This is a genomic window from Enterovirga aerilata, assembly GCF_013044135.1.
GTDB classification, from domain to species: Bacteria; Pseudomonadota; Alphaproteobacteria; order Rhizobiales; family Beijerinckiaceae; genus Enterovirga; species Enterovirga aerilata.
In genome coordinates this window covers 389,333-401,673 of record NZ_JABEPP010000001.1, presented here as the reverse complement: position 1 = coordinate 401,673, position 12,341 = coordinate 389,333, and the positions used below count along the sequence as shown (strand labels likewise).

At 70.0% G+C, this 12,341-nt stretch carries 10 protein-coding genes; 5 read left to right on the top strand and 5 right to left on the bottom strand.

What is annotated here, in order from left to right; translation table 11 throughout:
- Positions 1-2: 2 nt before the first annotated feature.
- Both ubiB and ubiE read right to left on the bottom strand, forming a co-directional pair.
- Entirely contained in the window at positions 3-1,562 is a 1,560-nt protein-coding gene (gene ubiB / locus HJG44_RS01970) for a 2-polyprenylphenol 6-hydroxylase (RefSeq protein ID WP_171216653.1), read from the bottom strand.
- A gap of 2 nt (positions 1,563-1,564) precedes the next feature.
- Positions 1,565-2,335, bottom strand: a complete 771-nt coding sequence (ubiE, locus tag HJG44_RS01965) for a bifunctional demethylmenaquinone methyltransferase/2-methoxy-6-polyprenyl-1,4-benzoquinol methylase UbiE (protein WP_171216652.1) — start codon at positions 2,333-2,335, stop codon at positions 1,565-1,567.
- Between the two features lie 117 nt (positions 2,336-2,452).
- Between ubiE and mutM the strand changes: the two genes are divergently transcribed.
- Together mutM and HJG44_RS01955 are read left to right on the top strand one after the other, a co-directional pair.
- Complete coding sequence (mutM, locus tag HJG44_RS01960) at positions 2,453-3,334, top strand: bifunctional DNA-formamidopyrimidine glycosylase/DNA-(apurinic or apyrimidinic site) lyase (RefSeq protein WP_171216651.1); 882 nt, start codon at positions 2,453-2,455, stop codon at positions 3,332-3,334.
- Positions 3,331-3,747 (top strand): polyketide cyclase, encoded by a 417-nt coding sequence (locus HJG44_RS01955; RefSeq protein WP_346767062.1) that lies wholly within the window; start codon positions 3,331-3,333, stop codon positions 3,745-3,747. The genes mutM and HJG44_RS01955 overlap by 4 nt, the downstream gene beginning before the upstream one ends.
- Here the strand turns inward: HJG44_RS01955 and HJG44_RS01950 are convergent.
- From HJG44_RS01950 to HJG44_RS01940, 3 genes are all read right to left on the bottom strand, one after another.
- Positions 3,744-4,019: a hypothetical protein gene (locus HJG44_RS01950; RefSeq protein ID WP_171216650.1), complete on the bottom strand. Its 276-nt coding sequence runs from the start codon at positions 4,017-4,019 to the stop codon at positions 3,744-3,746. The genes HJG44_RS01955 and HJG44_RS01950 overlap by 4 nt on opposite strands.
- Positions 4,020-4,283: 264 nt before the next feature.
- Positions 4,284-5,927, bottom strand: a complete 1,644-nt coding sequence (locus HJG44_RS01945) for a L,D-transpeptidase family protein (protein WP_171216649.1) — start codon at positions 5,925-5,927, stop codon at positions 4,284-4,286.
- A gap of 87 nt (positions 5,928-6,014) precedes the next feature.
- Entirely contained in the window at positions 6,015-7,484 is a 1,470-nt protein-coding gene (locus HJG44_RS01940) for a sigma-54-dependent transcriptional regulator (protein ID WP_171216648.1), read from the bottom strand.
- A 152-nt stretch (positions 7,485-7,636) separates the two neighbouring features.
- Between HJG44_RS01940 and HJG44_RS01935 the strand changes: the two genes are divergently transcribed.
- From HJG44_RS01935 to HJG44_RS01925, 3 genes are all read left to right on the top strand, one after another.
- On the top strand, positions 7,637-9,475 hold the full coding sequence (locus HJG44_RS01935) for a M3 family oligoendopeptidase (protein ID WP_171216647.1): 1,839 nt from the start codon (positions 7,637-7,639) through the stop codon (positions 9,473-9,475).
- A gap of 168 nt (positions 9,476-9,643) precedes the next feature.
- A complete protein-coding gene (locus HJG44_RS01930; protein WP_171216646.1) occupies positions 9,644-11,023 on the top strand; it encodes a lipopolysaccharide biosynthesis protein in 1,380 nt (459 codons plus the stop codon).
- Complete coding sequence (locus HJG44_RS01925) at positions 11,016-12,341, top strand: GNAT family N-acetyltransferase (protein WP_171216645.1); 1,326 nt, start codon at positions 11,016-11,018, stop codon at positions 12,339-12,341. Before HJG44_RS01930 ends, HJG44_RS01925 begins: the two co-directional genes overlap by 8 nt.

The following is a 12,341-nucleotide window of genomic DNA, read 5'->3' as shown; positions in this document are numbered from 1 at the left end:
CCCTACAGCCCAGCGAAGCCGAAGAGGAGGAGCAGCACCACCACCCATATGCCGAGCGCGATGAAGGCGAGGTTGCGGGTCGGCCGCGGGCCGATGGTCGTGACGCGCACCGGCGCAAGGCCGAGCCCTTCGTCGGCGACCCGCTCGAGCTTGGTCAGGAGGCGCTCGACGCGCTGCGCCATCTCGGGCAGGTCGGACGCGACCTTGGCCAGCGTCCAGAGCCCGCGCCCGGCCTCCTCGGCCCGGCCGATGGGGCCGAGATTGCGTTCGATCCAGTCGCGCACCACGGGCTCGGAGATCGCCCAGATATTCAGATGCGGGTCGAGGCCCCGAGCCACGCCCTCGACCACCACCATGGTCTTCTGGAGCATGACGAGCTCCGGCCGGGTCGCCATGTCGAAGAGCGAGGTGATCTCGAAGAGCAGCGTCAGGAGCTTCGCCATCGAGATCTCGCTGGCGCGGCGGTTGTGGATCGGCTCGCCGATCGCCCGGATGGCCTGGGCGAAATCCTCCACCGAATGGTGGGCGGGGACGTAGCCCGCCTCGAAATGCACCTCGGCGACGCGCCGGTAGTCGCGACGGATGAAGCCGAGCAGGATCTCGGCCAGGAAGCGCCGCTCCTTGAGGCCGAGCCGGCCCATGATGCCGGTATCGACCGCGACGAGCCGTCCCTCCGCATCCACCATCAGGTTCCCGGGATGCATGTCGGCATGGAAGAAGCCGTCCCGGATGGCCTGTCGCAGGAAGGACTGGATGACCGTCCGGGCGAGGGCCGGACGGTCGTGGCCGGCGGCGTCGATAGCGTCGAGCCTGTGCAGCGGGATGCCGTCGATCCACTCGGTCGTGAGGACGTCGCGCTGCGTGAGGTCCCAGTCCGGCCGGGGCACGCGGAAGCCCGGGTCCTCGGCGGTGTTGTCGGCGAGTTCCGACAGAGCGGCCGCCTCGAGCCGCAGGTCGATCTCGACCGCCACGGAGCGGGCGAGCGTCTCGACGATGTCCTGCGGCCGGAGCCGGCGCGCCTCGGGCAGGGTGCGCTCGGCGAGCTTCGCGGCGAAGCGCATCGCCTGCAGGTCCTTGTGGAACCGCTCGCGCACGCCGGGGCGGACGACCTTCACGGCGACCGTGCGGCCGTCGTGCAGCACCGCCCGATGCACCTGCGCGATGGAGGCAGCCGCGACCGGCTCGCTGAGGCTCGCGAAGAGCTCCGCGATCGGCCGCGCGGTCGCGAGCTCGATCGCGGCGATCGCCTCCGCCTTCGGGAAGGCCGGCATGCGGTCCTGCAGGCTTTCGAGGTCCCGCGCGACCTCGACGCCGACGATGTCCGGACGGGTCGCCAGGAACTGCCCGAACTTCACATAGGAGGGGCCGAGCCGCGTCAGCGCCGAGGAGAGGCGCGCCGCCCCGCCGCCGACACGCTGCTTCTCGATCAGCCGTGCGAAGCCCAGGGCGAGCCGGGCCCCCGGCGGCAGCACGCTCGCGTCGATGAGCGAGAGCGCGCCCTCTCGCGCCAGCACATAGCCGGCGCGCAGGTTGCGGGCGAGATGCGCGACGGCGCCGATCACGCTCAGAATTTCCAGCCCGAGTGGATCGCGACGATGCCGCCGGAGAGCGGCCGGCAGGTCACCCGGCGGAAGCCGGCCTCCTCGATCATGCGCGCGAAGGCGCCCGGGGCCGGGAAGCGGCGGATCGACTCGACGAGGTACTGGTACGAGTCGCGGTCCTTCGCGACGAGTTCGCCGATCTTCGGGATCACGTTGAACGAATAGGCGTCGTAGAGGCGGTCGAGCCCGGGAACGTCGACCTTGGAGAACTCGAGGCAGAGAAAGCGGCTGCCCGGCTTCAGCACCCGATGCGCCTCCCGCAATGCGAGTTCGATCCGGGGCACGTTCCGGATGCCGAAGGCGATCGTGTAGCCGTCATAGACCGCATCCCCGAACGGCAGCGCCTGGGCATCGGCCTCCACGAATTCGAGCCGGGAGAGCCCTCTCGTCTCGGCGCGCTCGCGCCCGACCGCGAGCATGTCCGGGTTGATGTCCGCGACCGTCACCCGGGTCCGCTCGCCGCCGGCCTCGGCGACGCGGAACGCGACGTCGCCCGTGCCCCCGGCGACGTCGAGATGGCGGAACGGCCGCGTGCGCGGCGGCCTCAGCATCGAGACGAGGGTCGACTTCCAGGCGCGATGCAGACCGGCCGACATGAGGTCGTTCATCAGGTCGTAGCGCCGTGCCACGGACCTGAAGACCTCGTTGACCCGTCCCTGCTTCTCCGCGAGCGGGACGGTCTCGAAGCCGAAATGGGTCTCGCCGCCCCGCGGGCTGTCCAAGCTGTCCTGCATCTTCCCCGGCCTTCGCCCTGCACATAGCGAAAGCCGCACCTGCCCGCTATCTGAGCTCCGTCTTTAGGTTATCCGGGCAGGCGGGACGAGACGCCGCCCGTGGGTCGACAGGTCGCAATGCCCGAGCTTCCAGAGGTCGAGACGGTGAGGCGCGGCCTGGAGCCGGTGCTGGTCGGACGCCGGCTGGTCCGGGTGGAGCAGCGCCGGCCCGATCTGCGCTTCCGCTTCCCGGAGCGTTTCGCCGAGCGGCTCGAAGGAACCAGCGTGGAGGCCCTGCGCCGGCGGGCGAAGTACCTGCTGGCGGATCTTTCGTCCGGAGAGGTGCTGGTCATGCATCTCGGCATGAGCGGCCGGTTCCGCGTCGAGACGGGACGCGAGGCGGCGGAGCCGGGGGCCTTCTATTACGATTCGCCGCCCGCCCCGGCCCATGACCACGTCGTGTTCTGGCTCTCGGACGGAGCGCGCGTCACCTACAACGACGCGCGGCGCTTCGGCTTCATGAGCCTCTATGACGGCGCGACGATCGAGGCCTCGCCGCCCTTCGCCGGGATGGGGATCGAGCCGCTCGGGACGGAGCTGTCCGGAGACGCGCTCGCGGATCTGTTCCGCGGCAAGCGGACGCCGCTGAAGGCCGCGCTCCTGGACCAGCGGCTCGTGGCGGGCCTCGGCAACATCTATGTGTGCGAGGCCCTGTTCCGGGCACGGCTTTCGCCGGAGGCGCCGGCCGGCTCGCTGGTCACCGCGAGCGGGCGGCCGAAGGCCAAGGCGCATGCCCTGAGCGAGGCGATCAAGGCGGTGCTGGAGGAGGCCGTCGCGCATGGCGGCTCGACGCTGCGCGACCATGCGCAAGTCGACGGGACGGCGGGCGCGATGCAGGAGCGCTTCCGGGTCTATGACCGGGAGGGCGAGCCCTGCATGACGCCCGGCTGCCGGGGGGTCATCGGCCGGATCGTCCAGTCCGGCCGCTCGACCTTCCACTGCCCCCTCTGCCAGCGGTGAACGGCGGTGTTCGAGGCGCGGACCATCAGCGTCGCGATCTGTGCCGGGATTGGTGCGAGCTCTATGAGCGCCTCTGGCGGCCTGAGGCGTTTCCGGAATGGGCGTCGGGCCTCAGCGAGGCTGGCCTGGAGCAGGACGGCGAGGTCTGGCGGGCAAGGGGCCCGGAAGGTCCGGTCACGATCCGCTTCACGGGGCACAATCCCTTCGGGATCATGGACCATTGGGTGGAGCTGGGCGGGGGCCGCGAGGTCTATGTTCCGCTCCGGGTGATCCGGAATGGGGAAGGCTGCCTCGTGACCCTGACGCTGTTCCGGTGGCCCGAGATGTCGGAGGACAGCTTCGCCGCTGACGCGGCCTGGATCGAACGCGACCTGCAGACGTTGAAGAAGCTGGCCGAGGAGAGCCGCCCCTAGCCTCCGCCGCCCTCGTCCCGCTCCGGAAGGCCGAATTCCTTGCGGAGGGCGTCCAGGCCCTGCTGGGACGACATCTCGCGGCGCTGGAGCTGATGCACGAGCCCGGCGAATTGCGGTGGCACGGCTTCGTCGCCCAGAAAGGCGGGTTTCTCGGCCTCCACCCGCAGCTCGGATCTCAGCTTGCGGCCGAGATGCTCCCGGACCTGGCGCGAGAGTGCCTTCTCGTGCTCTTCGCGGCCGTAGGCCTCGCCGCCGTCTTTCGCTTCCGACATCGTCACGTCTCCTCCCCTCCAACGTGCGAAGCGGTGCAGAGTTCGCGAGCGGCGGGCACGATCACGTTCGTGTCAGCAGATTTCACATTCCGGCCGCTTTGACGTCGCGCCCTTGCCAAAGCGCGGCAGCAGAAACGGGTCGTTGCCTCGACGGCCCGGCTCCCGGCCGTGCTTTGTCAGCCCCCAGCCAACGCGGCCGGGGCCGGGCCAGAGAAGGTCGAGACATCAGGGCCGCCCCTCGGGGCGGCCCTTTCCGTTCCGGCCTCAGCCGGAGAGCCCGAGGGCCTGCCGCACACGCCGGTCGTGGCCGTAGATGTCCTCGAAGGACCTGAGCTCGCCCATCTCGTCCACCGCGAGCGTGAAATAGGTCAGGTGGACGGGAAGCTTCCGCGGCAGGAAGATCGTGCGCTCGCCCCGGCCGATGAGCTTCTTCAGCCGCGCCTCCGACCATTCGTGCCCGAGCACGAAATCGGCCAGGAGGAACGGGTTCTCCACCCGGATGCAGCCGTGGCTATAGGCCCGCCGCGTCGTCGAGAACAGCCGCCGGTTGGGCGTATCGTGCAGATAGACCGCGTGGCCGTTCGGGAACATGAACTTGATGAAGCCGAGCGCATTGCGCTCGCCCGGCGGCTGGCGGATCGAGATCGCATTGCCGCGCCGGACGACCTTGTAGCCCTGGCGCTCGGCATAGCCCGGATCCTCGGCTAGCTTCGGCAGGAACTCCTTCTTCAGGATGGACGGCGGTACGTACCAGGACGGGTTCACGACGGCGTATTCCATCAGCCCGGAAAACACCGGGGACGCCGATTCCGGCTTGCCGACGATGACGCGGGTCTCGTGCGCGACGCGCTCGCCCTCGAACAGCCGCAGCCGGTATTCGGGGATGTTCACCGCCACGTACCGGTCGCCGAGCTCGGACGGAAGCCAGCGCCAGCGCTCCATGTTGGCGACGAGGTCGCCCTCGAGCCGCGGGCTCGCATAGACACCGGAGGCACGCGCCACCGGGGCGTCGTGCAGGACGGCGATCGCCTGGGTCGTAAGCTCGATTCCGGGCTTCCGCCGCACCATGGGAACCGTCGCGGGACGGTTGACCCTGTATTCGGCGAGCTTCCGCCTGAGCGCGGCATAGCCCGGATGGCGCGGGTTATAGGCCTCCAGCGCGGCATCCGGGTCGTCGGCCGCCGCGAGGGCGGCGAGGACCTGGTCCGCCGTCGGCAGGTCGAGCTTCGGGGTGAGCAGAGAGGAGAGCCGCGTCGGGTTGATGCGGCCGCCACGGGCGTCGCGCGCGTAGAGCGCAGCGGCCGCCGACAGCTTCAGCTCGGCCTCGGCGAGTTCCGGCGGCGAGCGCCGCGCGGCGCCGGGACCCATCGCGGGCGGGACGTAATCCGCCGGATCGAGCCCGTCCTCCGCCGCCAGTCCGAGCCGGCGGATCACCGCCTGCCCCGCCGCGCTCCAACCCTCACCCGCCAGCCAGAGCGGCCGGTGCTGCCGCGCGGCGTAGAAGGCCGCCACGGCCTCCCGATCGGCCTTCGGCAGGCGCTGCGGCCATGCGCCCTTCCCGTCGGCGAGCCTCGCTTCGAGAGCACCGCTGACCATGTCCGCCGCTGTGACGACGACCTGCGCCTCGGCCGGGAGCGGAACCGCGACGGCCCCGAGGCTCCCGGTCCTCACCGGTTCCGGCCGGCCGAATGCCTCGGCGACGGGCGGAACGGCCGGCAGGTCCGGCGGCGGCAGGTCGGCCAGGATCGCGGGCGCGGGCTCGTCCGCGCTCCCGCGCAGCTCCGGCCGAGCAGGCTCCTCGGGCAGCGGAAGGCCGAGGAGATCCGGGCCTGGCTCGGTCGCGAAGACCGGCGCCGCCGCCGCGAGCCAGAGCCCCACCAGCAAAGCGGCCTCGCGCCGTCGTCCCATGCCCTACGCCCTCACGCCCCGACCGAAGCCTGGCCTTGTTCCCGGCGGTCCGAGCGTGCGCAAGCGCACGAAGGACACAGTGCCCGGTCAGGCCGCTTCCTCGTCGAAGCCCTCGTCTAACCCGAATTCCTTCAATTTTCGGTACAGGGTGGACCGTCCGATCCCGAGCCGGCGCGACACCTCCGACATCCGCCCCCGATAATGGGCGAGCGCGAAGCGGATGATCTCCGCCTCGAAATACTCCAGCTTCTTCACGTCCCCGACCTCGTCCACGAGCGAGGTCGCGTGCGGGTCGCGGATCTCCACGCGCACGATCTCCTTCTCCACCGGGGCCCCCGCTTCGCGGACGGGCGCAGGCGGGATGCGGACGTCGAAGCCGTCGACCTGGTTGGCGATCTGCGGGAACTCGGCGAGCGTGAGCTCGTCCCCGTCCGCCAGCACCACGGCACGGAACATGGCGTTCTCCAGCTGGCGGACATTGCCGGGCCAACCGTAGCTGGAGAGGAGCGACATGGCCTCCGCCGAGATGCCGCGCAGGCGCTTTCCCTCCTCGGCCGCGAACCGCGCCAGGAAGGAGCGCGCGAGTTCCGGGATGTCCTCCCGCCGGTTGCGCAGCGGCGGGATGGTCATCGGGAAGACGTTCAGCCGGTAGTAGAGGTCCTCCCGGAAGCGACCCTCCTTGACCATGTCGAGGAGCGAGCGGTTGGTGGCCGAGATCAGCCGGATGTCGACCCGCACCGAGCGCTTGCCGCCGACGGGGTCGACCTCGCCTTCCTGGATGGCGCGCAGCAGCTTCACCTGCGCGTTCGGAGGCAGCTCGCCGATCTCGTCGAGGAAGAGCGTCCCGCCATTCGCCTCGACGAACTTGCCCTGGTGGCGCTCGGTCGCTCCGGTGAAGGCGCCCTTCTCGTGCCCGAAGAGGGTCGATTCGACGAGGTTCTCGGGGATCGCGCCGCAATTGACGGTGATGAAGGGCTTCCCCTTGCGGTCGCCGGACCCCTGGATGGCACGGGCGAGAACCTCCTTGCCGACCCCGGATTCGCCTTCGATCAGGACGGGGATGTTCGACTTGGCGGCGCGCTCGGCGAGGCGCAGCACCCGGGTCATGTCGGGCGAGCGGGTGGCGAGGTCGCGGAAGCCGAGCGTGCCGTCCGCGCGCCGCTTCATGCGCCGCACCTCGTCCTCCAGCGAGCCGAGGCGGAGCGCGTTCTTGATCGAGACGCCGAGGCGTTCCGCGCCGACCGGCTTCACGACGAAGTCGATCGCGCCCGCCCGCATCGCGTTCACCACCGTCTCGATGGAGCCATGCGCGGTCTGCACGATGACCGGGACCTCGATGCGCGATTCGCGCATCGCCGCGAGTACGCCGAACCCGTCGAGCCCCGGCATGACGAGGTCGAGGATCACGAGGTCGGCCGCCTCGCCGGCCCGCAGGATGGCCAGCGCCGCATCGCCACTCTCCGCCAGCGCCGTGCCGTAGCCGAGGCGGCGCACGGTCGCCTCCAACAGGCGGCGCTGGACGGGATCGTCGTCGACGATGAGGACGTTCTGGGACATGCGTCTGGGAAGGCTGCGACAGGGTGGGATCGGGCCGGCATGGTCGGCCCGAAGTGTAAAGTCCGGCTTAAGGTTACGGCTTTCCTCCGTTGATCGGCGGGGCGGGCGCACGATATTGGAACAGTTCCACGACCGTCAGGATTGCCGTCGCGATGTCCGCCCTCGCCTTCCGCGAGCACGCCCGCTCGAGTGCCCTCCTCGCCTCCGCCCCCCCGGAGCAGGCGGAGCTTGGGGCGCTGCCGGAATGGGATCTCTCGCACCTCTATCCGGGCATCGGCAGCGAGGCGTTCCGGGCCGACCTGGCCTGGGCGGAGGGCGAGTGCCGCACCTTCGCCGAGACCTACCGGGGACGGCTCGACGAGCTGGCCCGCTCCGGCGGCCTGGCCGAGGCGGTGAAGCGCTACGAGGCGATCGAGGACCGGCTCGGGCGGCTCATGTCCTATGCGGGCCTCGTTTATTCCGGCGACACGACCGATCCGGCGCGCGCGAAGTTCTACGGCGATACCCAGGAGCGGCTGACGGCCGCCTCCAGCGATCTCCTGTTCTTCACGCTCGAGCTGAACCGGATCGACGACGCCGTGCTCGATGCCGCCATGGCCGATCCGGCGCTCGGCCATTACCGCCCCTGGATCGAGGACCTCCGCAAGGACAAGCCTTACCAGCTGGAGGACCGGATCGAGCAGCTCTTCCACGAGAAGTCCGTCACCGGCCGAGGCGCCTGGAACCGTCTATTCGACGAGACGCTCGCCTCGCTCCGCTTCAAGGTGCGGGGCGATGAGCTGACGCTCGAGCCGACGCTGAACAAGCTGCAGGACCGCGACGGGGAAGTGCGCCGTGAGGCGGCCAATGCGCTGGCCGAGGTCTTCAGGGCGAACCTGCGGGTCTTCACCCTCATAACCAACACGCTCGCCAAGGACAAGGAGATCTCCGACCGCTGGCGCGGCTTCGAGGACGTGGCCGATTCGCGCCACCTCGCGAACCGGGTCGAGCGCGAGGTCGTGGATGCGCTCGTCCAGGCCGTCACCGACGCCTATCCGCGGCTCTCGCACCGCTACTACCGGCTCAAGGCGCGCTGGTTCGGCCGGGACGTGCTCGATTTCTGGGACCGCAACGCTCCCCTGCCCAAGGTCGAGCAGCGGCCGATCCCGTGGGGCGAGGCGCGCGACACGGTGCTTGCGGCCTATGCGGATTTCGCCCCGAAGATGGCGGACATCGCCCGCCGCTTCTTCGACGAAAGCTGGATCGACGCGCCCGTCCGCCCCGGCAAGGCGCCCGGGGCCTTCGCGCATCCGACCGTGCCCTCGGCGCATCCCTATGTGCTCCTGAACTATCAGGGCAAGCCGCGCGACGTGATGACCCTCGCGCACGAGCTCGGCCACGGCGTGCACCAGGTGCTCGCCGCCCCGAACGGCGCCCTCATGGCGCCGACGCCCCTGACGCTCGCAGAGACGGCGAGCGTCTTCGGCGAGATGCTGACCTTCCGGCGTCTCCTCGACCGCACGACCGATCGGGAGCAGCGCCGGGCGATGCTCGCCCAGAAGGTCGAGGACATGATCAACACGGTCGTGCGCCAGATCGCCTTCTATTCCTTCGAGCGGAAGCTCCATACGGAGCGTCGCAGGGGCGAGCTGACCGCGGACCAGCTCGGCGAGCTCTGGATGTCGGTCCAGGGCGAGAGCCTCGGGCCGTCGATCCGGCTCGGCCCTGGATACGAGACCTACTGGACCTACATCCCGCACTTCATCCACTCGCCGTTCTACGTCTATGCCTATGCGTTCGGCGACTGCCTCGTGAACTCGCTCTACGGCGTGTACCAGCGCGCCAGCGACGGTTTCGTCGAGAGATATTTCGCGCTGCTCTCGGCTGGCGGCAGCAAGCCCTATGCCGAGCTCCTGCAGCCATTCGGGCTCGACGCGAAGGATCCCGGCTTCTGGCAGATCGGCCTGTCCATGATCGAGAGCCTCATCGCCGAGTTGGAAAGCATGGAATAGTCGGGCCGGCCATGCGCGACTGCGCCATTAACCATATCTTCGGCGAATAGAGCCGGGATTACTGGCTTCGGTTCATGGATTGACAACAGCTCCCGTCGCAGATGACGCTGGGAGCTGTAGAATGAGCGGGTCGGTAGACTGCATTCCGCTTCGGGGGCGGATCTGGGCATGAGCCACGCCGGAATCGTGCTCGATGCCCGCAGCGCGCTCTCGCCGGCCGCTTCGCTCCGCGCGCGGCTGAGACGGGCAGGCGCGAACCGGGACGGACGCGCGGGTGCGCAGGTCCTGGCCGCGCGGCTCCTCGGCGCCGCCCTCGCCTATGCGGCCCAGATCCTCGCCGCCCGCTATCTCGGCCGGGAGGGCTTCGGCGTCTATGCCCTCGCCCTCGTCTGGCTGACCGTCCTCGGTCATCTCTCGGTCGGCGGCACGAACCAGGCTCTCTGCCGCTACGTCGCGCAGGCGCTCGCGACAGGCGACCACGCGATCGTTCGGGGGTTTGTCCGTTTCGGGATCGTCTTCGCGCTCGCGGCGGGCGCCTGTATCGGTCTGGCCGCGATCTCGGTCGTCGCCCTCGTTCCCGGCCTCGTGGACAGCATCTATGTCCTGCCGCTCGCGATCGGCTTCCTGGCGGTCCCGCTCCTGGCGATCCAGGACAACCTGGAGGCCGTTGCGCGCGCGCTCGGCCGGCCGCTTCTCGGGATCGGACCAGCCTATGTCGTACGGCAGGGCGCGTCCGTCCTGGTCTTTGCCGGCCTGGCGCTCTCGCCCGTGGTGCCGAGCCCCGGCATCGCGCTGATCGGTGCCGCTGCGGCTCTCCTGGTCGGCATCGCGGTTCAAGTCGTCCTCCTGAGGGCTGCCCTGCGGCAGGCGGTCCCCGCCGGGAAGCCCCGCTACGAGCTTCGGGTCTGGCTCCGAACCGCCCTGCCCATCGCGCTCGTCGACACGACCGAGTTGCTGCTCCTCAATGCCGACCTGCTGGTGGTCGGCCTGTTCTTGCCGCCGGAATCCGTTGCCATCTACTTTGCCGCCACCCGGATCGCGCAGATTCTGGAATATGTCCGCTATTCCGGCTCGGCCGCCACGGCCCAGCGTTTCGCGGCCCTCGACGCCATGGGACGGCGGGCCGACCTTCACCGCCTGATCGCGCTCGTCACGGTCGCGACCTCGGGACTCACCCTCGCGGGCGCGGTCGCGCTCTCGGCTGCCGCTCCGTTCCTGCTCGGCCTCTTCGGGCCGGACTTCACGCCGGCCGCCTACCTCGTTCCGATCCTGGCTGCCGGCATGGTGGTCGCATGCCTCGCCGGACCGGGCGAGGACGTCCTGACCATGCTGGGCCAGGAGCGCGTCTGCGCCCTGAGCTTCGCCCTGGCGCTCGTGCTCAATCTGGGGCTGCTCGTCATGCTGATCCCCGCCTTCGGTCTCGCGGGCGCGGCGGCCGCGAGCGCGGCCACCATGGCCTGCCGCTCGCTGATGCTGGCGGCCTATGCCTATCAACGGCTCGGCATCATCCTTCCTCTCGGCCTCTCGTCGAGGCAGGCACATGCCTGAGGCGGCGCGCGTGGTCGCGCGGATTCTCGCGCAGCAGGACCTGCAGGCGCTCGGCCCGGCCTGGGACAGGCTTGCCGCGAACGCGATCGAGGAGAATCCGTTCTACAGCCGGCCCTATATCCGCGCCGGGCTGGAGCATCTGGGGGAGAGCGGCACGCGTATCCTCTGCGCCTTCCGGTGCGAGGCCTCGGGCGCCGAGCGTCTCGTGGGGCTCCTGCCGCTCCAAAGAACCTGGTTCCGCTACGGTCTGCCCTGGGCAGTCGAGCTCGGCGCGCAGAACCTGTTCCAGCCGAGCGGAACGCCGCTGATCGATCGGGACCATGCAGCCGCAACGCTGGATGCGCTGCTGTCCGCCCGCGCGGGGCTGTCCGGGCTCGCGGGCCGCGTATTGCTGCCCAACATTCGCGTGAACGGCCCCGTCGCGTCCCTCGCTCGGAACCGGGCGGCCGCGACGGGGTCCCGGGCGGAGTTCGTCGGCAGCCTTGCGCGACCCGTCCTGCGGCGCAGCGACGAGACATCCGAGGCCTATCTTGCACGAAGCGTCGCGCCGAAGCGGCTGCGCGAACTGCGCCGGACGCAGCGCCGGTTGTCCGAACAAGGCTCCGTCGCCTACCGGCACGCGACCGAGCCGAACGAGGTCCGCGCCGCTCTGGAGGACTTTCTCCGCATCGAGCAATCCGGCTGGAAGGGCGAGGCGGGCACCGCCTTTCTCTCGCAGCCCGGGACGGCCGCCTTCGCCCGGGCCGCGTTCGGCGGTCAGGTCGGAGGCGCGCCGATCGCCTCGGCCGACGTCCTCTCCCTCGACGGGAAGGCGATCGCGGTCTCCCTGAACCTGCAGACGGGGCGAACCTCGTTCGCGATCAAATGCGCCTATGACGAGAGCCTGCGCCGGTTCAGCCCCGGGCTCGTGCTCGAACTGCTCGTCATCGAGCATCTGTTCGCCAGCCGCTTCGCAGACGAGATGGATTCCTGCGTGACGCAGGCCGGTCACGTCATCCAGGATCTCTGGGACGGGACCGTGGAGACGGGCACGCTGGCCTTCAGCGCGCCCGGCGCGCCTTTCGGCTTCACGCTGGCCGGGCTCGATCTTGCAGGCGCGGAGCGGAACAGGCTCCGCCTCCGGTCGGAGGCCAAGGCACGCTACCTCGCCGCCCGCGAGACGGTCCGGGGGATGCAGGCCTTGTTGAAAGGCGGCGAAGATGCCAGGGCCGCCATGGCCCGCAGGCAGCTCGGCGCAACCTCCCGGAAGGCCATGGTGACCTTCAACACGGCGCAGCCGAACGGCGAATTGGCAGCCTTGCTCGCGGCCATGGTCTGA

Bases quoted from the DNA above. Each gene is read 5' to 3' on its own strand.
- ubiE (WP_171216652.1), bottom strand. From the start codon at position 2,335: ATGCAGGACAGCTTGGACAGCCCGCGGGGCGGCGAGACCCATTTCGGC.
- mutM (WP_171216651.1), top strand. From the start codon at position 2,453: ATGCCCGAGCTTCCAGAGGTCGAGACGGTGAGGCGCGGCCTGGAGCCG.
- HJG44_RS01950 (WP_171216650.1), bottom strand. From the start codon at position 4,019: ATGTCGGAAGCGAAAGACGGCGGCGAGGCCTACGGCCGCGAAGAGCAC.
- HJG44_RS01945 (WP_171216649.1), bottom strand. From the start codon at position 5,927: ATGGGACGACGGCGCGAGGCCGCTTTGCTGGTGGGGCTCTGGCTCGCG.
- HJG44_RS01940 (WP_171216648.1), bottom strand. From the start codon at position 7,484: ATGTCCCAGAACGTCCTCATCGTCGACGACGATCCCGTCCAGCGCCGC.
- HJG44_RS01935 (WP_171216647.1), top strand. From the start codon at position 7,637: ATGTCCGCCCTCGCCTTCCGCGAGCACGCCCGCTCGAGTGCCCTCCTC.
- HJG44_RS01930 (WP_171216646.1), top strand. From the start codon at position 9,644: ATGAGCCACGCCGGAATCGTGCTCGATGCCCGCAGCGCGCTCTCGCCG.
- HJG44_RS01925 (WP_171216645.1), top strand. From the start codon at position 11,016: ATGCCTGAGGCGGCGCGCGTGGTCGCGCGGATTCTCGCGCAGCAGGAC.